The following is a 24,129-nucleotide window of genomic DNA, read 5'->3' as shown; positions in this document are numbered from 1 at the left end:
CTCCAGGTCCTGGCCCTTCGGCTGCCGACGGCTACGTGCTCAGCGCACGCTCAGGCGCCGCCTCAGTTGTCGTCCTCGTCGATCAGGAAGCCGCGCATCGGCGCCGGCGCCTGCTGCATCGGCTGCGGCGCCTGCGGGCGGACCGGAGCCATCGGCTGGGTCATCGCGGGCGACATCTGCTGCTGGCCGCCGTAGGACGGGGCACCGCCCATGGACGGACCGCCGCCCATCGGACCGTTGCCACCGTAGGACGGCGCACCGGCACCGGCGGACGCCATGGACGGGGCCGGCGGCAGCGAGGCCGTGGCCGGGGTCCGCGGCGGGGCCAGCGAGTCGTCCGCCTGGGTCTCCAGCTGACGCAGCTGCGACTCCAGGTAGGACTTCAGACGGGTCCGGTACTCGCGCTCGAAGCCGCGCAGGTCCTCGACCTTGCGCTCCAGCGTGGCGCGGGCGGACTCCAGGGAGCCCATCGCGACGCGGTGCTTCTCCTGCGCGTCCCGCTCAAGAGCGTCCGCCTTGGCGCGGGCGTCCCGCTCCAGGCCCTCGGCGCGGGAGCGCGCCTCGCCGACGATCTTGTTCGCCTCGGAGCGGGCCTCGGCGATCGCCTGGTCGGCGGTCTGCTGGGCCAGCGAGAGCACGCGCGCGGCGCTGTCGCCACCGGGCTGCTGCGGAGGCTGCGGCTGCATCTGCTGCTGCGGGTGGCCCATGGGGCCGCCCTGCATCGGGCCGGGACCCATCGGACCGCCCTGCATCGGGCCGGGACCCATGGGTCCGCCCTGCATGGGGCCGGCGGGAAGCTGAGGAGCACCGGAAGGCAGCTGCGGCGGGCCCATCTGCGGCGGCTGCTGCTGGACCGGCGGACCGGATATGGCGGCGGGCACCGGCGCGCCGGGACCGACGGGACGGTCCTGCGGCTCCGGGGGCTTGCGCATGGCCTGCTGCTGGTTCTGCGCGGCGGCGCGCGTCGCGGCGGCCAGCTTGGCGCGCAGGTCCTCGTTCTCGCGGAGCAGGCGGGTCAGCTCGGCCTCGACCTCGTCGAGAAAGGCATCGACCTCGTCCTCGTCATAGCCTTCTCGAAGGCGGACGGTCGTGAACTGCTTGTTCCGCACGTCCTCGGGGGTCAGCGGCATCTCTTCTTCACCTCTACGTAGTCGTCGGCAGTCGGCAGGACCGTATCGTCCACACTCACCTCGCGAGGGAGTTCACGACGGAGATGAGGATGTAGACGATGATCATCAGAACGAAGAAGGACAGGTCGAGTGCCACGCCCCCGAGACGAAGCGGCGGGATGAGCCGCCGCAGAAGCTTGAGCGGTGGATCGGTGACAGTGTAGGTGGCCTCCAGAACGACCACCATCGCCTTACCGGGTTGCCATGAACGGGCGAACTGGAAGACGTAGTCCATGACCAGCCGGAAGATCAGGAAGACGAGGAAGCACATCAGCGCGATGTAGACCACCTGCAGTGCGACGCCCATCCCGCGGTTCCCTCTCCCCTGGTTCTCGTGCTCTCAGCTTGCTCCGGCCGCTTCCGCGACCGGTCCGTACGGTTTCGTTCTCAGCTCTGGTTGAAGAATCCGCCCTCTGCGATCCGGGCCTTGTCCTCCGCCGTGACATCGACGTTAGCAGGCGACAACAGGAACACCTTCTGCGTCACGCGCTCAATGCTGCCATGGAGCCCGAAGACGAGTCCGGCGGCAAAGTCGACAAGTCGCTTCGCGTCCGTGTCGTCCATCTCCGTGAGGTTCATGATCACCGGGGTGCCCTCACGGAAGTGTTCCCCGATGGTACGGGCCTCGTTGTAGGTCCGGGGGTGCAGCGTGGTGATGCGGTACGGCTCCCGCTCGGACACGACCTTGGGCATGATCACAGGTGCGTTCTTCTCCAGGCTCGGGCGTTCGGGTGTGATGGATGCCACGGGGGCAATTCGGGCCGGGCGACCGCTTTCGGCGAGTACCGGGACAGAGTGGGCGACCGGTTCCCGGGGCGCGGGGGGCTGCACCACGCGCACCGGTTCCTCGCGCTCGATCTGGCGCGGCGGGGTGTGACGCCGCTCCCGCTCGGGCTCCGGCTCCAGCTCGGGCTCGAAGTCGTCGTCGGGGTCGAAGCCCCGCCCGTCGTACCCATCGTCCTCCACGAGACCGAGGTAGACCGCCATCTTGCGCATCGCGCCGGCCATGCTCCGATTCCTCCGCTCTGTGGTGGATCGGCCTCGTCACCAAGTGCCCGCGATCCACGGAGTCACCCCGCCGTTCGCGGAATGACCATATTTTCTGCTGTGGTCCGACCTGCTTCGCGACGTTACCCGAGCTTCGCGCGCACACCGAGTACCGCAGTACCGACGCGTACGTGTGTCGCCCCGGCGGCGATGGCGTCCTCGAGGTCCGCACTCATGCCCGCTGACACCATGTTCGCAGCCGGACGGGTCGCGCGCAGGGCAGTCGACAAATCCATCAGCCGGTCGAAGGCGGCACGTTGCCGGCCCGCGTACGCGCCGACGAGCGGGGCGACGGTCATCAGGCCGCCGAGCCGCAGTCCGGGCGCCGCGTCGACGGCGGCCGCCAACTCCTCGATCCCGTCCGGCGACACGCCGCCGCGGTCGCCGCGCCCGCCGGCCTCGGCGTCGAGGGCGACCTGGATCAGGCAGCCGAGTTCGCGTCCGGCCCTCTCCGCGGCCGCGGAGAGGGAGGAGACGAGCTTGAGCCGGTCGACGGACTGCACCACATCGGCATAACCCACCACGGATCTGACCTTGTTGGTCTGCAACTGACCGACGAAGTGCCAGGTGAGATCGAGGTCGGCGCAGGCGGCCGCCTTGGGGGCGGCGTCCTGGTCGCGGTTCTCCGCGACGTTCCGCACCCCGAGTCCGTGCAGGATCCGCACGTCGCTCGCCGGGTAGGTCTTGGTGACCACGATGAGGGTCACCTCCTCGCGGGGGCGGCCGGCGGCGGCGCACGCGGCCGCGATCCGCTCCTCCACCCGCGCGAGGTTCTCCGCGAGTTCGGCCTTACGGTCCGTCATGCCTCTTACCTGCCCAACCAGACATATCCCGCGAGTCGCCCCGTGGTGCGATCGCGTCGGTACGAGTAGTGGTCCGCGGACTCCAGGGTGCAGACCCCGGTGTCCTCGACGTCGGTGACCCCGAGCCGGGCCAGCTGGGCGCGGACCCCGGCGGCGACGTCGACGGCGGGGGTGCCCCAGGAGGTCTCGGCGTACGCGTCGGGTTCGACGGCGGCGACCTCGGCGCGCATCGCCTCGGGGACCTCGTAACAGCGTCCGCAGACGGCGGGTCCGGTGCGGGCGGTGATCCGGCCGGGCTCGGCGCCCAGCTCGGTCATCGCCGTGACGGCGGCGGGGACGACCCCGGCGATCATGCCGGGCCGCCCGGCGTGGGCGGCGGCGACGACCCCGGCGACCGGGTCGGCGAGGAGGACGGGGACGCAGTCCGCGGTGAGGACGGCGAGGCCGAGTCCGCGGCGGGTGGTGACGATCGCGTCGACGGCGGGGACGGCCTCGCCGCCCTCCCAGGGTCCGTCGACGACGGCGACGCCGGCGCCGTGGACCTGGTTCATCCAGACCACGAGCGACGGGTCGAGCCCCAGCTCCCCGGCGGCGCGGGCCCGGTTGGCCCGGACGGCCGCCGGGTCGTCGCCGACGGCGCCGCCGAGGTTGAGCTCCTCGTACGGAACGGCGCTCACCCCGCCCCACCTGTCGGTGAAGGCGAAGTGCGCGCCGTTCGTGGTGAAGCGGTGCCCTATCACTTCAGGAAGTCCGGCACGTCCAGCTCCTCGGCGGGGCTGTCCGTGTACGGGCGGGCCGGCGGGACCACCGGCGGGACGGGCGGCAGCGGGGCCTCGCTGACGGCCGGGGCCGGCTCGACCGGAGCGGCGACGGGCTCCTCGCGGGGCGCCACCGTGCCGAGGCCGCCGAGCGGGCGGGAGGTCTCGGCGATGCGGGGGGCCGGGGCCGGCTCCTCGCGCTTGGCGGAGACCGAACCGATGATGTTGTCCCGGCGGGCCGGCGGCTGGCCGCCGTCGAAGCCGGCCGCGATGACGGTGACCCGGACCTCGTCGCCGAGGGCGTCGTCGATGACGGCGCCGAAGATGATGTTGGCCTCCGGGTGGGCGGCCTCGCTGACCAGCTGCGCGGCCTCGTTGATCTCGAAGAGACCGAGGTCCGAGCCGCCGGAGATGGACAGGAGCACACCGCGGGCGCCGTCGATGGACGCCTCCAGGAGCGGCGAGGAGATCGCCATCTCCGCGGCGGCCACCGCGCGGTCGTCGCCGCGGGCGGAACCGATGCCCATGAGGGCGGAACCCGCCTCGGACATGACCGACTTGACGTCGGCGAAGTCGAGGTTGATCAGACCCGGGGTGGTGATGAGGTCGGTGATGCCCTGGACACCGCTGAGCAGGACCTGGTCGGCCGACTTGAAGGCGTCGAGGACCGACACCTGGCGGTCCGAGATGGACAGCAGCCGGTCGTTCGGGATGACGATGAGGGTGTCGACCTCTTCGCGGAGCTCGGCGATGCCGTCCTCCGCCTGGTTGGCGCGCCGGCGGCCCTCGAAGGTGAACGGGCGGGTGACCACGCCGATCGTCAGGGCGCCGAGCGAGCGCGCGATGTTGGCGACGACGGGCGCGCCGCCGGTGCCGGTGCCGCCGCCCTCGCCGGCGGTGACGAAGACCATGTCGGCCCCCTTGAGGACCTCCTCGATCTCCTCCCGGTGGTCCTCGGCCGCCTTGCGGCCGACGGCGGGGTTGGCCCCGGCCCCGAGGCCGCGGGTCAGTTCACGGCCGACGTCGAGCTTGACGTCGGCGTCGCTCATCAACAGTGCCTGTGCGTCGGTGTTGATGGCGATGAACTCGACGCCCTTGAGACCGACCTCGATCATTCGGTTGATGGCATTGACACCACCGCCGCCGACACCGATGACCTTGATGACTGCGAGGTAGTTCTGCGGTGCTGCCACGTCGAAGGCCTCTCGCCTCGAGTTACGTGTCGTCATTGCGCGGTGGTTGGCGCGCCGCGACGACGGATGCCGATGGGGTGGTCCGTGCGCCGACCCCAACCCTAACGTTGAAGTTTAGGGTTACCAGTGTCTCTGTTCGCTGGACTCTTCCGAACAGGACACTAAGTCGACGAGCGGCGCGCGTTCAACGAACACGCCGAACCTCCCGTTTTTCTTTTCACCCTATGTGATCACCCGTAGCGCTGGCCAACCAGGGTGCTGGCCAGCGCCGATGCGCGTCAACTCCCCGACGAGGCGGGCGCGCTGGGGGCACTTACGTCGAAGTGCCCCGCTTTGGGGGTCGCCTTCATGAGGGCGGTGAGCACCCGGGCCTTGGCGGGCCCGTGTTCGGCACTCCCCCAGAAGACGGTGCGATCCCGGGTCAGCTCCAGAGTGACGGAATCGTACGAGGAGAGGCGTACGACACGAGTGTCCTTCGCGATCGCGTCCGGGAGTTCACTCCGAACGCGCACCGCCTCGGCCAGCAGGCGGTCCGCGTCGAAGCGCCGCAGGCTGGGCGAAGCGGCCGCGTCGAGGACGAGCCGGGGCACTCCGCGGGGCGGAGTGGTGACGGTCGCGAACGGGACGGCCGCGGAGTCGACTTCGGTGAATGATCCGCGCTTCTCCAGAAGGAGCACCGGTTTCCGTTCGGTCACTTTCAGTCCGATTCCGTGCGGCCAGGACCGGAATACGTCGACCGAGGCGATCCGGGGCAGTTTCTCCCTGAGCCGCGCCTCGATGGCGTCGATGTCGACGGTGACCAGCGGCGCGCCGACCGGGACGGCGGCGACGGCCTCGACCTCGGCCGGGGTGAGCACCTCCGTGCCCGAAGTCTTCACACGTTCCACACGGAACCAGGTCGATCCGTAGAGGGCCCAGACCGTGCCGCCGGCGAGCAGGAGCACGCCGACGGCGATCAGGGCGAGCCGCAGCCCGGTCGGGCGGAAGCGTCCGCGCGTGCCCTCCGGCCGGGGCTGCCGGTCCGACGGTCCTGGTCGCTTCCCGGTGCCGCTCTTCTCCGCGGTCGTCGGTCCGGCTGCCACGCGCGCCTCTTCCCTCGGTCCTCCGCTACGCCTGTCGGCGGGCGGCGATCGCCTCGTACACCATGCCGACGAGCAGGTCGTCGGCGTCCCGGCGGCCGAACTCGGCGGCGGCGCGGGACATCTCGTACAGCCGGTGCGGATCGGCGAGCACGGGCAGGACGTTGGCCTGCACCCACTGCGGCGACAGCTCCGCGTCGTCGACGAGGAGTCCGCCGCCGGCCTTGACCACCGGCTGGGCGTTGAGCCGCTGTTCGCCGTTGCCGATGGGCAGCGGGACGTAGGCGGCGGGCAGTCCGACGGCGGAGAGCTCGGCGACGGTCATGGCGCCGGCGCGGCAAAGCATCATGTCGGCCGCGGCGTACGCGAGATCCATCCGGTCCACGTACGGTACCGGCACGTAAGGCGGCATCCCGGGCATGTTGTCGACCCGCGGCAGTTCGTTCTTCGGGCCGACCGCGTGCAGGATCTGGATGCCGGAGCGCTGGAGCACCGGGGCGACCTGCTGGACGACCTCGTTGAGCCGGCGGGCGCCCTGGGAGCCGCCGGAGACGAGGAGCGTGGGCAGGTTGGGGTCGAGCCCGAAGGCGGCCCGCGCCTCGGGCCGGACCCGGGCCCGGTCGAGGGTGGCGATGGTGTGCCGCAGCGGGATGCCGATGTAACGGGCGTTGCGGAGCTTGGAGTCCGGGGTGGCGACGGCGACCCCGGCCGCGTACCGGGAGCCGATCTTGTTGGCCAGGCCGGGCCGGGCGTTGGCCTCGTGGACCACGATCGGCACGCCGAGGCGCTTGGCGGCGAGGTAGCCGGGAAGCGCCACGTAACCGCCGAAGCCGACCACGCAGTCCGCCTTGGTCCGCTCCAGGACCTGCTCGGCGGCCTTGATGGTGCCGCGCAGGCGTCCGGGGACGGTGATCAGCTCCGGGGTGGGCTTGCGGGGCAGCGGTACGGCGGGGATGAGCGCCAACTCGTAGCCCCGCTCGGGGACGAGCCGGGTCTCCAGACCCTTCTCCGTGCCCAGCGCCGTGATGCCCACGCTCGGGTCCTGCCTGCGCAGGGCGTCCGCGAGGGCGAGCGCCGGCTCGATGTGACCGGCGGTCCCCCCGCCGGCGAGTACGACATGCACCGAAATTCACCGCTCTCCGGACGGGCGCTTCTTGACGCGCCGTCGCATCGACTTCCATCTCACCCCGGCCCGCTTGCCCCAGCCGGGGCGGCGCATGGCCAGGGCCGCTTTCGCGGCGGGTTCCTGTCGCGCGAAGGCGATCAGGAGCCCGACGGCGAACATGGTCGGCAGCAGGGCCGACCCCCCGTACGAGAACAGCGGGAGCGGGACGCCGGCGATCGGCAGCAGACCGAGCACCGCACCGATGTTGATCACGGCCTGGGCCGTGATCCAGGTGGTCACGCCTCCCGCGGCGAATCTCACGAAGGGGTCCTCCGTGCGTCCGGCCACGCGGATACCCGCATAGCCTAGGGCCGCGAACAGGGCGACGACCGACAGCGTCCCCGCGAGGCCCAGTTCCTCACCGGTGACCGCGAAGATGAAGTCGGTGTGCGCTTCGGGTAGTTGGCCCCATTTTTCCACACTCGCACCGAGCCCGGAACCGAACCATCCGCCCGACGCCAGAGCATAGATTCCGTGCGCGGCCTGGAGGCACGGGGCCCCCTCGCCACCCGGATCGGTGGCGCCGATGCACTGGAAGCGGTCCATCCGGTGCGGGCTGGTCTTGATGAGCAGCACGCCCAGGGCGCCCGCCACCGCGAGCACGCCGACGAAGAGGCGGGTGGGGGCGCCGGCCGTCCACAGCAGGCCGAAGAGGATCGCGGTGAGGATGATCGCGGTGCCCATGTCGCCGCCGAGCATGATCAGCCCGAGCAGCATGAAGGCCCCCGGCACCAGCGGCACGAGCATGTGCTTCCACTGGGCGAGGAGCTTCGTGTCCTGCTTGCGGGCGAGCAGGTCGGCGCCCCACAGGATGAGGCCCAGCTTGCCGAACTCGCTGGGCTGAAGCATGAACGGGCCGCCCAGCGAGATCCAGTTCTGGTTGCCGCCGACGGAATGCCCTATCCCCGGGATCTGCACGAGCACCATGAGGAAGACCGCGCCGACCAGGATCGGGTAGGCGAGCGCCCGGTGCAGCTTCACCGGCATCCGCGAGGCGACGAGGAGCAGTCCGGTGCCCAGGAGGGCGGCGAAGAACTGCTTCCGGAAGAAGTAGGACGGCACCAGCTCGTAGCGGAGTGCCGTGATCATCGAGGCCGAGTAGACCATCACCAGGCCGAGCGTGGTGATGAGCAGCCCCGCGCCGATGATCACGTAATACGCCGTGAGCGGCCGGTCCCAGGCCCGCTGCGCCCGCGTGTAGAGCCCGCGTACGCCTCCGCCGCGCGCCCCCCTCGGGGTCGCGGGGGCCCCCCCCCCCCCCCCGCGGTTGGGGGGGGCGGGGATGGACACACGAGTTGGTATCGAGGTGTGGAAGCACCCCCCGATCCGGGCCCGGGTGGGCTGCCAACCAGGGTGTCGGCGGGGGGGGGGGCCCCGCGGCCGCGCCCGGGGGGGGGGGGGGGCCCCCCCCCGCGCGGGGGGGGGGGGGCGGCCCGGCGTGTCCCGGCGATCTTGCTCGGCATGGTTCGCTGCCCCCTCCGGTCAGGCCCGGTAGGCCGGACCCTCGCAGTGGTCGGGTCAGGCGTCCCCGGTGGCGGCGAGGGCGCGGACCGCGTCCGCGAACGCCTCGCCCCGCTTGTTGTAGTTGGTGAACATGTCCATCGAGGCGCAGGCCGGGGCCAGCAGGACGGTGTCCCCCGGCCGGGCGAGCCGGGCCGCCTCGCGGACCGCCTCGGACATCGCCCCAGTGTCGGTCCGGTCGAGGTCCACCACCGGGACCTCCGGGGCGTGTCGCGCCAGGGCTTCACGGATCAGCGCGCGGTCCGCGCCGATCAGCACGGCCCCGCGCAGCCGCTTCGCGGAGTTCTGCACCAGCTCGTCGAAGGTGGCGCCCTTGGCGAGGCCGCCGGCGATCCAGACGATCGGGTCGTAGGCGGCCAACGAGGCCTCGGCGGCGTGGGTGTTGGTGGCCTTGGAGTCGTCGACGTAGGTCACGCCCTCGACCTCCTCGACCAGTTCGATCCGGTGCGGGTCGGGGCGGAAGGCCCGCAGCCCGTCCCGTACGGCCTTCGGCTCGACGCCGAAGGCGCGGGCGAGGGCGGCCGCGGCGAGCGCGTTGGCGATGTTGTGCGGGGCCGGCGGCTGCACGTCGGCGACCTCGGCCAGCTCCTGGGCGTTCTTCTGCCGGTTCTCGACGAAGGCCCGGTCGACGAGGATGCCCTCGACGACGCCGAGCTGGGAGGGGCCGGGGGTGCCGAGGGTGAAGCCGATGGCCCGGCAGCCCTCCTCGACGTCGGCCTCGCGGACCAGGTGCTCGGTGACCGGGTCGGCGACGTTGTAGACGCAGGCGACCTGGTTGCCCTCGTAGATCCGGCCCTTGTCGGCGGCGTACGCCTCCATCGAGCCGTGCCAGTCGAGGTGGTCCGGCGCCAGGTTGAGCACGGCGGCCGAGTGGGCGCGCACGGAGGGCGCCCAGTGCAGCTGGTAGCTGGAGAGCTCGACGGCGAGGACGTCGTACTTCTCGTCGCCGAGGACGGCGTCGAGGAGCGAGACGCCGATGTTGCCGACGGCGGCGGTCCGCAGCCCGGCGGCCTCCAGGATGGAGGCGAGCATCCGGGTCGTGGTGGTCTTGCCGTTGGTGCCGGTGATCGCCAGCCACGGGGCCGCGTCGGGGCCCCGGAGCCGCCAGGCCAGCTCGACGTCGCCCCAGATCTCCACGCCCGCCTCGGCGGCGGCCGTGAAGAGCGGCTTGTCCGGCTGCCAGCCGGGGGTGGTGACGACCAGCTCGGTGCCGGCCGGCAGGGTCGCGCCGTCGCCGAGGCGGACGGTGATCCCCTCCGCCTCCAGCGCGGCGGCCTGTGTCCGGGAGCGCTCGTCGTCCCCGTCGTTGACGACGGTCACCACGGCGCCGCGGGCGGCCAGGGCCCGGGCGGCCGGGATGCCGGACACCCCGAGACCCGCGACCGTGACCCGCTTGCCCTGCCAGTCCAGCTCTTCGCTCACTTGTCGGCTGCCCATCCCGCGTAGAAGAGGCCCAGGCCCACGATGACGCACATGCCCTGGATGATCCAGAACCGGACGACGACCAGGACCTCAGACCACCCCTTGAGTTCGAAGTGGTGCTGGAGGGGGGCCATCCGGAAGACGCGCTTGCCGGTCATCTTGAACGAGCCGACCTGGATGATCACGGACATCGTGATCAGCACGAACAGGCCGCCGAGCAGGGCCAGCAGCAGCTCCGTACGGGAGCAGATGGCGAGACCGGCGAGCGCGCCGCCGAGGGCGAGGGAGCCGGTGTCACCCATGAAGATCTTGGCGGGCGAGGTGTTCCACCACAGGAAGCCGAAACAGGCTCCCATGAGCGCGGAGGCCACGACCGCGAGGTCGAGCGGGTCGCGGACCTCGAAGCAGGCGTTCGGGTTGGTCAGGGTCAGCGCGTTGGCGCAGGACTCCTGGAACTGCCACAGCCCGATGAAGGTGTAGGCGCCGAAGACCATCACGGAGGCGCCGGTGGCCAGGCCGTCCAGACCGTCCGTCAGGTTCACGCCGTTCGACATGGCCAGGATCATGAAGAGCGCCCAGACCACGAAGAGGACCGGGCCGATCGACCAGCCGAAGTCGGTGATGAAGGAGAGCTTCTCGGAGGCGGGGGTGAGCCCGCGCAGGTCCGCGAACTGGAGCGAGAGCACCGCGAAGGCGATGCCGACGATCAGCTGGCCGGCCATCTTCGCCTTGGCCCGCAGGCCCAGCGAACGCTGCTTGACGATCTTGATGTAGTCGTCGAGGAAGCCGACCAGGCCCATGCCGGCCATCAGGAACAGCACCAGGACGCCCGAGTACGTCGGGTCCTCGCCGGTGATGACCTTGGCCAGGGCGTACGCGATGAGCGTGGCCAGGATGAAGGAGATGCCGCCCATGGTGGGCGTGCCCTTCTTCCCGGCGTGGCCGCGCGGGCCGTCGTCCCGGATGAACTGCCCGTATCCCTTGCGGGCCAGCAGCTTGATGAGCAGCGGGGTGCCGATCAGGGTCAGGAAGAGGCCGATGGCCCCCGCGAAGAGGATCTGCCTCATCGGCCGGATACCTCGCCCTCAGTGTCGAGCAGCGCCAGGGCGACCTGCTCGAGACCGACCGACCGGGACGCCTTCACCAGGACCACGTCCCCCGGGCGCAGCTCCCTGCGCAACAGGTCGACAGCCGCCTGCGCGTCGGACACGTGCACCGACTCCTCACCCCACGAACCCTCGTTATAGGCGCCCAGTTGCAGCCAGGACGCTTCCCTGTCCCCGACCGCGACGAGCTTGCTGACGTTGAGCCGGACGGCGAGCCGTCCGACCGCGTCGTGCTCGGCGAGCGACGCGTCACCGAGCTCGGCCATCTTGCCGAGCACCGCCCACGTACGGGCCCCGCGGGCCTGTCCGGCCCGGCCCATGGCCGCGAGCGCGCGCAGGGCGGCTCGCATGGACTCGGGGTTCGCGTTGTAGGCGTCGTTGACGATCGTCACGCCGTCCGGACGCTCGGTGACCTCCATGCGCCAGCGCGAAAGGGAGCCGGCCTCGGAGAGCGCGGTGGCGATCTCGTCGACAGGCATGCCCAGCTCGTGCGCGACGGCGGCCGCTGCGAGCGCGTTCGACACGTGGTGCTCACCGTACAGGCGCAAGGTCACGTCGCTGCACCCGGTGGGTGTGTGAAGCTTGAAAGAAGGCTGTCCGTTCTCTGTGAGCCGGACGTTCTCGGCACGTACGGCCGCTTCGTCCGCTTCGCCGAACAGGGTCACGCGGGCCTTGGTTCGGCTCGCCATGGCGCGGACGAGCGGGTCGTCGGCGTTGAGGACCGCCACTCCGCCGTCCTCGGCGGACGGCAGGGACTCGACGAGCTCGCCCTTGGCCTCGGCGATCTGCTCGCGTCCGCCGAACTCGCCGATGTGGGCGGTGCCCACGTTCAGGACGAGCCCGATCCGGGGCGGGGTGAGCCCGGTCAGGTAGCGGATGTGGCCGATGCCGCGGGCGCCCATCTCCAGGACGAGGTGCCGGGTCTCCTCGGTCGCCCTGAGCGCGGTGAGCGGCAGGCCGATCTCGTTGTTGAGGGAGCCGGGCGTCCAGACGGTGGGCGCGTGGCGGTCGAGGACCTGGGCGATGAGGTCCTTGGTGGAGGTCTTGCCGGCCGAGCCGGTGAGGGCGACGACATCGGTGCCGAGCCGCTCGACGACCACGCGGGCGAGGGCGCCGAGGGCGCCCTGCACGTCGTCCACGACGATCGCGGGGACGCCGACGGGGCGGGTGGCGAGCACCGCCGCCGCGCCCGCCGCGACGGCGCGCTCCGCGTAGTCGTGGCCGTCGACGCGCTCGCCGGCGAAGGCGGCGAAGAGGCTGCCGGGCTTCACCTCACGGGAGTCGATGACGACGGGCCCGGTGATCCGGGCGCCCGGATCCGGTATGTCGTGCGCCTGCCCGCCGACGATTTCGGCGATCTCGGCGAGGGAGAGGGCGATCACTGCTTCATCCCTGACTGTTCTGGTGACGGTGTTCGGTCGCCGCGGCGGCCGGTGCCCCGGTCGCCGCCTCGATCGCTTCGCGGAGGACCCGGCGGTCGTCGAAGGGACGGACCTGCCCGGCGATCTCCTGTCCCTGCTCGTGGCCCTTGCCGGCGACCAGGACGGTGTCGCCCGGCCGGGCGCGGGCGACGGCGGCGGCGACGGCGGCGGCCCGGTCGGGTTCGACCAGGACGTCTCCGCGCTCCGCGGCGGGCACCTCGGCGGCGCCCGCGAGCATCGCGGTGAGGATCGCGAGCGGGTCCTCGGAGCGGGGGTTGTCGGAGGTCAGTACGGCGGTGTCGGCGAGCCGGGCCGCGGCGGCGCCCATGGGGCCGCGCTTGGTGGTGTCCCGGTCGCCGCCGCAGCCGATGACCACGTGCAGCCGGCCCTCGGTGACCTCGCGGAGCGAGCGCAGCACCGATTCGACGGCGTCGGTCTTGTGCGCGTAGTCGACGACGGCGAGGTACGGCTGGCCGGCGTCGACGCGCTCCAGGCGGCCGGGGACGCCGGGGACGGCCGCGACGCCGTCGGCGGCCGTGCGCGGGTCGAGCCCGGCGGCCGCGAGGGTCGCGATGGCGGCGAGGGTGTTGGCGACGTTGAAGGGGCCGGGCAGCGGGGCGGTGGCGGGGATCCGCACGCCCTCGGGGCCGACGGCCGTGAAGGTGGAGTCGGCGGGGCCCAGGACGACGTCCTCGGCGCGCCAGTCGGCGTCGGCGCGGCCCTCGGCGGAGAAGGTGACGACCGGGACGGTCGCCTCCTTGGCGAGCCTGCGGCCGTACTCGTCGTCGGCGTTCACGACGCCGAGCCGGCTGCGCTGCGGGGTGAAGAGCGCCGCCTTGGCCCGGAAGTAGTCCTCCATGTCGGAGTGGAACTCCATGTGCTCCGGGCTGAGGTTGTTGAAGACCGCGACGTCGAAGACGCAGCCGTCGACCCGGCCGAGCACCAGGGCGTGGCTGGAGACCTCCATGGCGACGGCCTCGACGCCCCGCTCGCGCATGACGGCGAAGAGGGCCTGGAGGTCGGTGGCCTCGGGGGTGGTGCGCTCGGACTTGATGCGCTCGTCGCCGATGCGCATCTCGACGGTGCCGACGAGCCCGGTGTGCCGGCCGGCGCCGCGCAGCCCGCCCTCGACGAGGTAGGCGGTGGTGGTCTTGCCGGAGGTGCCGGTGATGCCGATCTGGAGGAGGTCCGCGCCGGGGCGGCCGTAGATCTCGGCGGCGAGTTCGCCCATCCGGCCGCGCGGGTCCTCGACGACGAGGACGGGCAGGCCGGTGGCGGCGGCGCGGTCGGCTCCGGCCGGGTCGGTGAGGACCGCGGCGGCGCCGAGGCCGGCGGCCTGGGCGGCGAAGTCGGCGCCGTGCAGGCGGGCGCCGGCGAGGGCCGCGTACACGTCCCCGGGGCGTACCGCCCGGGAGTCGTGGGTGATGCCCGAGACGGCGACGGCCCGTGCGGCGTCGGGGAGCTCGGTGCCCAGCCGTGCCGCGAGCTCGCCCAGGGGTGTCGGGCGGGCCCGCTCCGGGCGGGGCGGGGTGGTTCGGGACTGATCAGCGTGTGGCACGGCGGTGAGCGTACCGGGCGCACCCTGCGGGGGACCAAACGAGCCGGGGGCGTCGCCGGAGTTCGATTTCCGGTTCCCGGAGTGGGGGGTGATCGTCGTCACTGGTGGTGCTCCCGGGGGTCACGGGGTGGGTTCGAAGGTGACCGGCAGGCGCGGGGACGCGCTGCCGGTGGGTGCCACGTGGAGGGTCTTGAGCGCGAACTCCATGACCTTCTTGTAGATGGGGCCGCAGATCTGGCCGCCGAAGTAGCTGCCCTTGGTGGGGTTCTGGATGGCGCAGTAGACGGTGACGCGGGGCTGGTCGGCGGGGGCGAAGCCGGCGAAGGAGGCGGTGTAGCCCTTGTAGCGGCCGAGTTCGGGGTCGACGCGGTTGGCGGTGCCGGTCTTGCCGGCGACGCGGTAGCCGGGGATGGCGGCCCGGGTGCCGGTGCCCTCCCGGTCCTCGACGACGGATTCCAGCATCTGGGCGAGGGTCTTGGCGGTCTGCTCGCTGACGACCCGGTTCTCGGCGGGCTTCTCGGCGGGGGTGAAGCGCCCGTCGGGGCCCTTGGTGCCGCGGACCAGGGTGGGCTCGACGCGGACGCCTCCGTTGGCGACGGTCGAGAAGACCGAGGCGGCCTGGAGGGCGTTGACGGAGAGGCCCTGGCCGAAGGGGATCGTGTACTGCTGGGAGGTGGACCAGTCCTCGGGCTTGGCCAGGATGCCGGGGGTCTCGCCGGGGAAGCCGAGGCCGGTGGGGCTGCCGATGCCGAAGCGGCGGAGGTAGCCGTCGAGGATCCGGTTGGACTCGGCCTGGTCCTTGCCGAGCTGGCCGGTGGCGAGGATGGTGCCGATGTTGCTGGACTTGGCGAGGACGCCGTTGAGCGTCAGGTACCAGGTCTTGTGGTCGATGTCGTCCTTGAAGAGCCGGTCGCCGCGGTGGAGCCGGTTGGGGACGGTGACGTGGGTGTCGGCGGTGGCCTTGCCCTCCTCCAGGACCGCGGCCATGGACATGACCTTGCTGGTGGAGCCGGGTTCGTAGGCGTCCTGGAGGGCGGCGTTGCCCATGGCGGCGGCGTTGGCGGCGGAGAGGTCGTTGGGGTCGAAGCCGGGGGCGTTGGCCATGGCCAGGACCTCGCCGGTGCGGGTGTCCTGGACGATGACGTAGCCGCGGTCGGCCTTCGACTTGCGGACCTGTTCGCTGATGGCCTGCTGGGCGGCCCACTGGATGTCCCGGTCGATGGTGAGCTCGATGTCGGAGCCGGGGACGGCGGGGGTGCCCTGGGAGCCGGCGGTGGGGACCTGCCGGCCGCCGGAGGCGGTGAAGCGGATCTTCCCGTCCCGGCCGGCGAGTTCGGTGTCGAGCATGGACTCGATGCCGCCGGCGCCGCGGCCCTCGGCGTTGACGTATCCCAGTATCCCGGCGCCGAGTTCGCCGTTCGGGTAGACCCGCTTGGTGCTGGGCTCGCTGAGGACGCCGCCGAGCAGGTTGACGCCGGTGCCGCCGAGGTCCTGGGCCTTCTCGGCGTAGACCTTCTTGAGGTCCTTGATCTGGTTCCAGACCTGCGGGGTCTGCTTGCGGGCGAGCAGGGTGTAGCGGGACTTGGGGGTACGGAGCTTCTTGGCGAGCTCCGCCGGTTCCTTGCCGAGGATCGGGGCGAGGAGGGCGGCGGCCTGTTCGGGCGCGTCGCGGACCTTGGACTCCTCGGGGGTGAAGAGCTTGGGGTCGGCGGTGATGTCGTAGGCGTCGACGCTGGTGGCGAGGGCGATGCCGTTGCGGTCGGTGATCTCGCCGCGTTCGGCGGAGAGCGTGTACTCCTGGAAGCGGTACTTGTCGGCCTTGGCCGCGTACGCGCTGGCGTCGACGGCCTGGACCTGGAGCAGCCGCACCACGAAGACGAGCATGACCAGGGTGAGGCCGACGGAGATCAGCCGCAGCCGGGGCCGGGGGCTGCCGAGCTTGATGGTGCGCGGCCTGCGGGCCTGCGGCCGGGGCGCGGGGCGGCGGGCGGCCGGGCGCGCGGCGGGGCGGGACGCGGGCCGGGGGGCGCGGGCGCCTGCTCCGGATCCCGCCCGGGCGCCGGCCGCCGGGCCCGCGCCGGAGCCCGCGGGGCGGGGGCGGGAGGGCCGGGCGGGGCCGGGGACACGGCGGCGCGGGGGCTCCTTGGAGGGCACTGCTCGGTCACCTGCCGGAGGTCGTGGGGGCGGTCGGGGTGGTTCCGGTGACGGTCGGCTTCGGGGTGGCGCTCGCGCCCGGCGCGGCCTGCCCCGTACGGGCGGCGGCGGGGTCGCCCGTACGGCCCGGGGCGCGGGACGGCGTCCGGGAGGGCTTCGGGGAGGGGGCGACGGTGGGCTCGCCGAGCACCTTGCCGTCGGGGCCGAGGAAGGCCGGGCTGCCGCCGGGGACCATGCCGAGCTCGCGGGCGCGGCGCTCCAGGGCGTCGGGCGCGGCGTAGGCGTCGACGTCGCGCTGGAGAGCCTGTTCCTCGTCGGTGAGCTCGGTGGTGCGGTCCTTGAGCTCGCGCAGCTTGAAGGAGCCCTGGTTGAGGGCGGAGTTGAGCAGCAGCAGGGTGATGAGGCCGCCGCCGAGGAGGAGGACGACGAGCAGGACGAAGGGGGTGCGGGCGGCCGTGCTGGGTCCGGACGGCATCAGCCGTCCGAGCCGCGCGGCCCGGCCTTTGAGCGGCCCCCTCGCCGCGCTCACAGCACGTCCTCCCGGATGCGCTCGACGCCCCGGAGCCGGGCGGGGGCGGCCCTGCGGTTCTCGGCCACCTCCTCCTCGGTGGGGAGTTCGGCGCCGCGGGTGAGGAGCTTGAGGCGGGGCTGGTACTTCTCGGGGACGACCGGGAGGCCGGGCGGGGCGGTGGTGGCCGCGCCGGCCGCGAAGACCTGCTTGACGAGCCGGTCCTCCAGGGAGTGGTACGAGAGGACGGCGACGCGGCCGCCGACGGCGAGGGCCTTCACGGCGGCCGGAATGGCCCGCTCCAGGACGCTCAGCTCGCCGTTGACCTCGATGCGCAGGGCCTGGAAGGTGCGCTTGGCGGGGTTGCCGCCGGTGCGCTTGGCGGCCTGCGGGAGGGCGTCGCGGATGAGCTCGACGAGCCGGGCGCTGTTGGTGAAGGGTTCCTTCTCGCGCTCGCGGACGATGGCGGAGACGATCCGCTTGGCCTGCTTCTCCTCGCCGTAGGCGCGCAGGATGCGGACGAGTTCGCCGGCCGGGTAGGTGTTGAGGACCTCGGCGGCGCTCATGCCGGTCGTCTGGTCCATGCGCATGTCGAGCGGGGCGTCCTGGGCATAGGCGAAGCCGCGGTCGGCCTCGTCCAGCTGCATGGAGGAGACGCCGAGGTCGAAGAGGACGCCGTCGACCTTGTCGATGCCGAGCCGGTCGAGGACCTCGGGCAGCTCGTCGTAGACCGCGTGGACGAGGGTGGCGCGGTCCCCGTAGGGGGCGAGCCGCTCGCCGGAGAGGCGCAGGGCCTCCTTGTCGCGATCGAGGGCGACGAGCCGGGCCTCGGGGAAGGTCCGGAGCAGGGCCTCGCTGTGTCCGCCGAGCCCCAGGGTGCAGTCGACGACGACCGCGCCGGGGTGCTGGAGGGCAGGGGCCAACATGTCCAGGCACCGCTGGAGCATCACCGGGACGTGTCGGTCGTTGCTCAACGCACCCTCTCAGAACGGGCACGGCGAGCGGGTAAGGGGGCGAGCCGTGGGTGCCGCCGCGCACACGGGGGAGAAACCGCTGCAAAACGCTCGATTGTCTCCAGGAACTCCGCGTCACTCTAGTCCACGGACGGGGCCGGTCAATCAACCGGCTGGCGCGTCGCGCGGCGCCGGGGGCGGGGGCGGGGATTCCGGGCGGCTCACCCGATCGGCGGCTCCCGGCGGTCGCTGTGGGTTAGCTCACATGCGGGTCCATTGGGGTTCTTTGTCCTCTTCTCACAGCGGGCCCGCCGGGGTGGTGCCCACTACCGTCGGAGCCATGACGACCTCCGCACACCCCTCCCCCGGCTCCCCCGGCGCGCGGCCCGCCGGCGGCTCGGTCACCGAGCGGCTCGTCGAGGCGAACGCGCGGTACGCCGCCGACTTCACCGACCCGGGCATGGACGCCCGGCCGGTGCTCCACGTCGCCGTCGTGGCCTGCATGGACGCCCGGCTCGACCTGCACGCCGCACTGGGTCTCGAACTCGGCGACTGCCACACCATCCGCAACGCGGGCGGGGTCGTCACCGACGACGTGATCCGCTCCCTCACCATCAGCCAGCGGGCGCTCGGCACCCGCGCCGTGATGCTGGTGCACCACACCGGCTGCGGTCTGGAGTCGCTCACCGAGGACTTCCGGCACGAGCTGGAGGACGAGGTGGGCCAGCGGCCGGCCTGGGCGGTCGAGGCGTTCCGGGACGTGGACCAGGACGTACGGCAGTCGATGCAGCGGGTCCGGACCTCCCCGTTCCTGCCGCACACCGACGACGTGCGGGGCTTCGTCTTCGACGTCACGACGGGCCTGCTGCGCGAGATCGACCCTGTGGAGAATGGTTCCGGCACCGGCCCGAGCACACCTTCCGCCGCCGCGTAAGACGACAAACCCCGGCATATCCCCCGCAGTTGTCCACAGGCGAGTGACAGGGCCCGGCAAACCCAACAAGAATGCTCGGGTGACACCCCCCGTACATCCCACCGGGGGCAGGTGTCCGTGTTCCTGCAAGGCCGAGGAGGGCCGGGGTGACGACCTTTGACGACCGAGCGAGCCATGGGGGTCCCCCCATTCGAGCGGAGTCGAGAATGGGGGCAGACGTGACCACCACCGCGGAGCGGGTCCGCGGCTCGGTGGAGAGCGTGATCGAGGGCAAGCCCGAGGTCGTACGTCTCGCGCTGACGGTGCTGCTCGCGGAGGGCCACCTCCTCATCGAGGACGTGCCCGGCGTCGGCAAGACCATGCTCGCCAAGACGCTCGCGCGGTCGATCGACTGCTCGGTGCGCCGCATCCAGTTCACGCCCGACCTGCTGCCGTCGGACGTCACCGGCGTGTCGATCTTCGACCAGCAGCGGCGGGAGTTCGAGTTCAAGCCGGGCGCGATCTTCGCCCAGATCGTCATCGGCGACGAGATCAACCGGGCCTCGCCCAAGACGCAGTCCGCGCTCCTGGAGTCCATGGAGGAGCGCCAGGTCACCATCGACGGGCACACCTACGAGCTGCCCAGCCCGTTCATGGTCGTGGCCACCCAGAACCCGGTCGAGATGGAGGGCACCTACCCGCTGCCCGAGGCACAGCGCGACCGCTTCATGGCCCGCGTCTCCATCGGCTACCCGAGCGCCGAGGCCGAGTTCCAGATGCTCGACGTGCACGGGGCGGTCAACCCGCTGGACGACCTCCGGCCGGTCGCCCACGCCCACGAGATCCTCAAGCTGATCGAGGCGGTCCGCGCGGTGCACGTCGCCGACGCCGTCCGGCGGTACGCGGTCGACGTCGTCTCTGCCACCCGCAACCACCCGGACCTGCGGCTCGGCGCCTCCCCGCGCGCCACGCTCCACCTGCTGCGGGCAGCCCGCGCCTCCGCCGCCCTCGCCGGCCGCGAGTACGTGCTGCCGGACGACCTCCAGGCGCTGGCCGTGCCGGTGCTCGCGCACCGGCTGCTGCCCACCGCGCAGGCCCAGCTCAACCGGCGGAGCGCCGAGCAGGTCGTCCTCGACATCCTCCAGCGCACCCCCGTCCCGTCCGCGGCCCCGCCCGCCGGCCCGACCTACGGCCGGCAGACCGGCGGCCGGCAGCTGTGATGGCGACCCCCGCCGCGAACCGGGGGCAGCGGACCGACGACCGCGACGGCCCCCGGGCCGAGGACGGCCGGGGCGGCCTGCGGGCCGCCCTCGGCGGTCTCACCACCCGCGGCCGGTCCTTCCTGGCCGCCGGGGCGGCCGCCGCCGTCTGCGCCTACGTGCTCGGCCAGGCCGACCTGCTCCGGGTCGGGCTGCTGCTCGCCAGCCTGCCGCTGATCTGCGCCCTCGTCCTGCACCGCACCCGCTACCGGGTCGCCACCTCCCGCCTGCTCACCCCGCAGCGGGTGGAGGCGGGCACCGAGGCCCGCGTCCAGCTCCGCATGGAGAACGTCTCCAAGCTCCCCACCGGGCTGCTGATGCTCCAGGACCACGTGCCGTACATGCTCGGCCCCCGCCCCCGCTTCGTCCTCGACCGGGTCGAGGCCGGCGGCCGGCGCGAGGTCTCCTACCGGGTCCGCTCCGACCTGCGCGGCCGCTTCCCGCTCGGGCCGCTCCAGCTCCGGCTGAGCGACCCCTTCGGGATGTGCGAGCTCACCCGATCCTTCAGCGCGTACGACACCCTGACCGTCGTCCCGCGGATCACGGCCCTGCCGCCGGTCCGGCTCGGCGGCGAGGCGGCCGGGTACGGGGACGGGCATCAGCGCACGCTGGCCCTCGCCGGCGACGACGACGTCATCCCGCGCGCCTACCGGCACGGCGACGACCTGCGCCGGGTCCACTGGCGCTCCACCGCCCGGTACGGCGAGCTGATGGTCCGCCGCGAGGAGCAGCCGCAGCGCTCCCACTGCACCGTCCTGCTCGACACCCGACGGGCCGGCTACCAGGGCTCGGGCCCCGACTCGGCCTTCGAGTGGGCCGTCTCCGGCGCCGCCTCCGTCCTCACCCACATGCTGGAGCGCGGCTACGCGGTCCGGCTGCTCACCGACACCGGCAGCGCGGTCCCCGGCGAGGGCTCCGACGGCTACGCCGGCGCGTCCTCCGTCGACTCCACGGAGACGGCCGGGCTGATGATGGACACCCTCGCGATCGTCGACCACTCGGACGGCGCCGGGCTCTCCCGCGCCTCCGACGTGCTGCGCGCCGGGAGCGACGGGCTGCTCGTCGCCTTCCTCGGCGACCTCGACGAGGAGCAGGCCGCCCTGGCCGGCCGGATGCGCGGACGGGCCGGCGCCGCCGTCGCCTTCGTCCTGGACTCCGGCACCTGGCTCACCGCCGGCGCCGTGGCCGGGGCCGTCGAGACCCGGCTCCGGCAGCTCCGCGAGGCCGGCTGGACCGTCGTCTCCGTCCCGCCCGGCGCCCGCATGGCCGATCTCTGGCAGCAGGCCGCCGGAGCGCTGCGGGAGACCGCCGCCGCAGACAGCTACGGAGGATGGGCATGAGCGGGCGCACCCGCCTGACACTGGCCGCCTGGGCGGCCTCCCTGATGGCCGCCGGGGCGCTGCTGCCGCTGGTCAAGCCGGCCACCTGGATCTTCACCGCCGCCTTCCTGCTGGCGCTGCAGAGCGGCACCGGCATGCTGTGCCGGCGGGTCCCGCTGGCCCGGCCGCTGACGGTGGCCGCCCAGCTGCTGGTCGGCGTGGTCGCGCTGACCGTGGTCTTCGCCCGGGAGCAGGCGCTCCTCGGCTTCCTGCCCGGGCCGCTCGCGATCCAGCGGGTTGCCGAGCTGTTCCGCCTCGGCGCCGAGGACGTCTCCACCTACGCGATCCCCGCCCCGGACACCGAGGGCATCCGGCTCATGCTGGTCGCCGGCGTCCTCGCGATCGGGCTGCTCGTGGACGTCCTGGCGGTCACCTTCCGCCGCGCCGCCCCGGCCGGCCTGCCGCTGCTCGCGCTCTACTCGGTGGCCGCCGGGCTCTCCGGCGGCGGCGCCGGCCGGCTCTGGTTCCTGCTCGCCGCCACCGGCTACCTGCTGCTGCTCCTCGCCGAGGGCCGCGACCGGCTCTCCGCCTGGGGCCGGGTCTTCGGCGGCTCCCAGCGCTCCGGCCGGTCCGGGTCTCTGGTGGGCAGCGGCGGCTCGTCCTTCGCGCCGGTGCGCACCGGCCGGCGGATCGGCGCGGTCGCCATGGGCACCGCGCTGGTGGTGCCGCTCGTCCTTCCGGGCTTCTCCGGCGGGCTGCTGGGCAACGGCGGCGGGGGTCCCGGCGAGGGCACCGGGGGCGGCGGCACCATCGCGGCCGTGAACCCGCTGGTCTCCCTCCAGGACAACCTGCGGCAGCCGGAGGACTTCGAGGTCCTCCGCTACCGGACCAACGCCCTGGACAACAGCGGCCTGTACCTGCGGCTGGTCGCCCTCGACCAGTTCGACGGCACCTCGTGGAAGTCCTCGGTCCGCCCGATCGAGGCGGTGCCGAAGTCGCTGCCGTGGCCGGACGGCCTCGCGCAGTCCGTCCGCACCTCCGAGGTGACCAGCAACTTCGTCGCCTCCGAGGGGTACGACCAGAAGTGGCTGCCGATGCCGTTCCCGGCCGCCCGGGTGGACATCGAGGGCCGCTGGCGGTTCGAGCCGGCCGGCCGGATGCTCGTCGGCGACGACAAGCAGACCACCAAGGGCGTCCGCTACCAGGTGACCAGCCTCGACGTGCAGCCGACCGCCGAGCAGCTGGCCCAGGCGGGCCCGGCGCCCGAGCGGCTGCGCGAGGAGTACACCGAGGTGCCCGGCAGCCTCCCCGACGACGTGAAGTCGACGGCGCTGGAGGTCACCAAGGGCGCGCGGAACGACTACGAGCGGGCGGTCCGGCTCCAGGACTGGTTCGCCGAGGACGGCGGCTTCCGCTACGACGTCGACGTGACGTCCGGGACGGGCACGGAGGCGATCTCCCGCTTCCTGCGGGACAAGGAGGGGTTCTGCATCCACTTCTCCTTCTCGATGGCGGCGATGGCCCGCACGCTGGGCATCCCGGCGCGGGTCGCGGTCGGCTTCATGCCCGGCACGAACCAGTCCGACGGTTCGGTCTCGGTCGGCATCCGGGACGCCCACGCCTGGCCCGAGCTGTACTTCGAGGGCGCGGGCTGGACCCGTTTCGAGCCGACGCCGTCGCGTGGCTTCACCCCGTCGTACACCCGGCAGGCGGCCCCCACCGCGGGGCCGACCGGTCCCGCGCAGCCCTCGCAGTCGGCCTCGGCGCAGCCCTCGGCGGCCCCGAGCGCCTCGGAGAGCTGCCCGCCGGAGATGCGCCGCCTCGGCGAGTGCGGCCAGAACCCGGCGGCGGCCGCGGACTCGTCCTCCGGCGGTGGTACGGACGTGCTGAAGGTGGCCGGCTGGTCGCTGGCCGCGCTGCTCGTCCTGGCGCTCCCGTTCGTCCCGCTGCTGTGGCGGACCCGGGTGCGGGCCCGCCGGCTCGCCCCGGCGGCCGGGCCGCTGGAGGTGTGGCGGGAGATCGGCGACACGGCCTGGGACTACGGGGTCGAGCCGGACGACGCGCAGACGCCGCGCAGAACGGCGGAGCGGATCGTCCGGGCGGGTGAGCTGCGCGGCGAGGCCGCGGAAGCGGTGCACCGGGTGGCGGGGGCGGTGGAGGAGGCCCTCTACGCGCCGTCGCCGCGGCCGGTGGCGGGGCTGGGACGGGAGGCCGAGCGGGTCCGGGCCGGGTTCCACGGGGCCGCGTCGCGCGGCGTCCGTCTCCGGGCCCTCCTGGCCCCCCGGTCGGCGATCCGCCTCCGCTGGGCCGCCTCGGCCCACTGGACGGCCCTGAGATCCCGCGCCACCACCCTCCGCCCCGCCTTCAGATCCCCCCGCTGACGCCCCCGCCCACCGGCCCTCCCCTGCGGGGCCTGCGTCCGGCTCGCGCCGACGGGTCCGGCGACGCGCCGGGCCCGTCTTCCGTGCGGCGCCCGTTCCCGCACCCCCGTGTGGGTCCTGCGCCCACTGGGCGGCGCCCTGACCGGTCCTCCGTGTGAGCAGGCGTTCTGCGGGGCGGTGCCCACCCTCCCCGTCCGGCTTCCGCGCCGGGGCGCCGTCTTCCGGGCGGGGCCCGTTCGCCGGCCCTCCGTGTGGGCAGGCGTTCCGCAGGGCGGAACGGGTGGGCACACGGAACGGCGCCCCCTCGCCGGGCCTAGGCTCCCGCGCCTGAACCCGCACCCCGTGCACGGCGCACACGCGGTGCGGGTCCAGGCACAAGGCGCGGAGGCACCGCTAAGGG

At 73.0% G+C, this 24,129-nt stretch carries 20 protein-coding genes; 4 read left to right on the top strand and 16 right to left on the bottom strand.

The genetic code is table 11. The features are described from left to right. Positions 1-62 precede the first annotated feature (62 nt). The 16 genes from ACFW1I_RS25635 to rsmH all read right to left on the bottom strand — a co-directional run bounded on the left by ACFW1I_RS25635 (position 63) and on the right by rsmH (position 17,878). Positions 63-1,130, bottom strand: coding sequence for a DivIVA domain-containing protein (locus ACFW1I_RS25635; protein ID WP_031007135.1), 1,068 nt, complete (start codon positions 1,128-1,130; stop codon positions 63-65). Positions 1,131-1,185: 55 nt separating this feature from the next. Then, entirely contained in the window at positions 1,186-1,476 is a 291-nt protein-coding gene (locus tag ACFW1I_RS25630) for a YggT family protein (protein WP_031007132.1), read from the bottom strand. 80 nt (positions 1,477-1,556) lie between these two features. Then, positions 1,557-2,177: a cell division protein SepF gene (locus ACFW1I_RS25625; protein ID WP_360318778.1), complete on the bottom strand. Its 621-nt coding sequence runs from the start codon at positions 2,175-2,177 to the stop codon at positions 1,557-1,559. Positions 2,178-2,299: 122 nt separating this feature from the next. Then, complete coding sequence (locus ACFW1I_RS25620) at positions 2,300-3,019, bottom strand: YggS family pyridoxal phosphate-dependent enzyme (RefSeq protein WP_384674118.1); 720 nt, start codon at positions 3,017-3,019, stop codon at positions 2,300-2,302. A gap of 5 nt (positions 3,020-3,024) precedes the next feature. Continuing rightward, the gene (gene pgeF / locus ACFW1I_RS25615; RefSeq protein ID WP_384674115.1) at positions 3,025-3,759 is read right to left on the bottom strand and encodes a peptidoglycan editing factor PgeF; all 735 of its coding nucleotides are present in this window, start codon (positions 3,757-3,759) and stop codon (positions 3,025-3,027) included. After that, positions 3,756-4,970, bottom strand: a complete 1,215-nt coding sequence (ftsZ, locus tag ACFW1I_RS25610; RefSeq protein WP_384674112.1) for a cell division protein FtsZ — start codon at positions 4,968-4,970, stop codon at positions 3,756-3,758. The genes pgeF and ftsZ overlap by 4 nt, the downstream gene beginning before the upstream one ends. Before the next feature lie 278 nt (positions 4,971-5,248). Further along, a complete protein-coding gene (locus ACFW1I_RS25605; protein WP_384674110.1) occupies positions 5,249-6,052 on the bottom strand; it encodes a cell division protein FtsQ/DivIB in 804 nt (267 codons plus the stop codon). Between the two features lie 25 nt (positions 6,053-6,077). After that, positions 6,078-7,172, bottom strand: a complete 1,095-nt coding sequence (murG, locus tag ACFW1I_RS25600) for an undecaprenyldiphospho-muramoylpentapeptide beta-N-acetylglucosaminyltransferase (protein WP_384674108.1) — start codon at positions 7,170-7,172, stop codon at positions 6,078-6,080. 6 nt (positions 7,173-7,178) lie between these two features. Beyond that, complete coding sequence (gene ftsW / locus ACFW1I_RS25595) at positions 7,179-8,504, bottom strand: putative lipid II flippase FtsW (RefSeq protein WP_384674105.1); 1,326 nt, start codon at positions 8,502-8,504, stop codon at positions 7,179-7,181. Between the two features lie 228 nt (positions 8,505-8,732). Next, entirely contained in the window at positions 8,733-10,172 is a 1,440-nt protein-coding gene (murD, locus tag ACFW1I_RS25590; RefSeq protein ID WP_384674103.1) for a UDP-N-acetylmuramoyl-L-alanine--D-glutamate ligase, read from the bottom strand. Beyond that, positions 10,154-11,224, bottom strand: coding sequence for a phospho-N-acetylmuramoyl-pentapeptide-transferase (gene mraY, locus ACFW1I_RS25585; RefSeq protein ID WP_384674101.1), 1,071 nt, complete (start codon positions 11,222-11,224; stop codon positions 10,154-10,156). The genes murD and mraY overlap by 19 nt, the downstream gene beginning before the upstream one ends. Continuing rightward, positions 11,221-12,645 carry a UDP-N-acetylmuramoyl-tripeptide--D-alanyl-D-alanine ligase gene (gene murF / locus ACFW1I_RS25580; RefSeq protein ID WP_384674098.1) on the bottom strand — a complete coding sequence of 475 codons (1,425 nt, stop codon included), beginning with the start codon at positions 12,643-12,645 and terminating at the stop codon, positions 11,221-11,223. The genes mraY and murF overlap by 4 nt, the downstream gene beginning before the upstream one ends. Positions 12,646-12,649: 4 nt before the next feature. Beyond that, entirely contained in the window at positions 12,650-14,344 is a 1,695-nt protein-coding gene (locus ACFW1I_RS25575; protein ID WP_384674095.1) for a UDP-N-acetylmuramoyl-L-alanyl-D-glutamate--2,6-diaminopimelate ligase, read from the bottom strand. Positions 14,345-14,362: 18 nt separating this feature from the next. Next, complete coding sequence (locus ACFW1I_RS25570) at positions 14,363-16,396, bottom strand: peptidoglycan D,D-transpeptidase FtsI family protein (RefSeq protein WP_384674092.1); 2,034 nt, start codon at positions 16,394-16,396, stop codon at positions 14,363-14,365. 7 nt (positions 16,397-16,403) lie between these two features. After that, positions 16,404-16,925, bottom strand: coding sequence for a septum formation initiator family protein (locus tag ACFW1I_RS25565; RefSeq protein ID WP_384674090.1), 522 nt, complete (start codon positions 16,923-16,925; stop codon positions 16,404-16,406). After that, on the bottom strand, positions 16,922-17,878 hold the full coding sequence (gene rsmH / locus ACFW1I_RS25560) for a 16S rRNA (cytosine(1402)-N(4))-methyltransferase RsmH (RefSeq protein ID WP_078868046.1): 957 nt from the start codon (positions 17,876-17,878) through the stop codon (positions 16,922-16,924). Before rsmH ends, ACFW1I_RS25565 begins: the two co-directional genes overlap by 4 nt. A gap of 319 nt (positions 17,879-18,197) precedes the next feature. Here rsmH and ACFW1I_RS25555 point away from each other — a divergent pair, with 319 nt between their 5' ends. The 4 genes from ACFW1I_RS25555 to ACFW1I_RS25540 all read left to right on the top strand — a co-directional run bounded on the left by ACFW1I_RS25555 (position 18,198) and on the right by ACFW1I_RS25540 (position 23,729). Beyond that, complete coding sequence (locus tag ACFW1I_RS25555) at positions 18,198-18,791, top strand: carbonic anhydrase (RefSeq protein WP_051716736.1); 594 nt, start codon at positions 18,198-18,200, stop codon at positions 18,789-18,791. Between the two features lie 146 nt (positions 18,792-18,937). After that, positions 18,938-19,990: an AAA family ATPase gene (locus tag ACFW1I_RS25550; RefSeq protein ID WP_384674087.1), complete on the top strand. Its 1,053-nt coding sequence runs from the start codon at positions 18,938-18,940 to the stop codon at positions 19,988-19,990. Next, complete coding sequence (locus ACFW1I_RS25545; RefSeq protein ID WP_384674084.1) at positions 19,990-21,369, top strand: DUF58 domain-containing protein; 1,380 nt, start codon at positions 19,990-19,992, stop codon at positions 21,367-21,369. Before ACFW1I_RS25550 ends, ACFW1I_RS25545 begins: the two co-directional genes overlap by 1 nt. Beyond that, positions 21,366-23,729, top strand: a complete 2,364-nt coding sequence (locus tag ACFW1I_RS25540) for a transglutaminaseTgpA domain-containing protein (RefSeq protein ID WP_384674081.1) — start codon at positions 21,366-21,368, stop codon at positions 23,727-23,729. Before ACFW1I_RS25545 ends, ACFW1I_RS25540 begins: the two co-directional genes overlap by 4 nt. Positions 23,730-24,129: the final 400 nt, after the last annotated feature.

It is taken from the genome of Streptomyces sp. NPDC058955, assembly GCF_042741435.1.
GTDB lineage: Bacteria > Actinomycetota > Actinomycetes > Streptomycetales > Streptomycetaceae > Streptomyces.
Note: the sequence above shows the minus strand (reverse complement) of the source record. Positions and strands in the feature narration are given on the sequence as shown.

Bases quoted from the DNA above. Each gene is read 5' to 3' on its own strand.
- ACFW1I_RS25635 (WP_031007135.1), bottom strand. From the start codon at position 1,130: ATGCCGCTGACCCCCGAGGACGTGCGGAACAAGCAGTTCACGACCGTC.
- ACFW1I_RS25540 (WP_384674081.1), top strand. From the start codon at position 21,366: ATGAGCGGGCGCACCCGCCTGACACTGGCCGCCTGGGCGGCCTCCCTG.
- ACFW1I_RS25620 (WP_384674118.1), bottom strand. From the start codon at position 3,019: ATGACGGACCGTAAGGCCGAACTCGCGGAGAACCTCGCGCGGGTGGAG.
- ACFW1I_RS25630 (WP_031007132.1), bottom strand. From the start codon at position 1,476: ATGGGCGTCGCACTGCAGGTGGTCTACATCGCGCTGATGTGCTTCCTC.
- mraY (WP_384674101.1), bottom strand. From the start codon at position 11,224: ATGAGGCAGATCCTCTTCGCGGGGGCCATCGGCCTCTTCCTGACCCTG.
- ACFW1I_RS25545 (WP_384674084.1), top strand. From the start codon at position 19,990: ATGGCGACCCCCGCCGCGAACCGGGGGCAGCGGACCGACGACCGCGAC.
- ACFW1I_RS25625 (WP_360318778.1), bottom strand. From the start codon at position 2,177: ATGGCCGGCGCGATGCGCAAGATGGCGGTCTACCTCGGTCTCGTGGAG.
- ACFW1I_RS25555 (WP_051716736.1), top strand. From the start codon at position 18,198: ATGACGACCTCCGCACACCCCTCCCCCGGCTCCCCCGGCGCGCGGCCC.
- murD (WP_384674103.1), bottom strand. From the start codon at position 10,172: ATGGGCAGCCGACAAGTGAGCGAAGAGCTGGACTGGCAGGGCAAGCGG.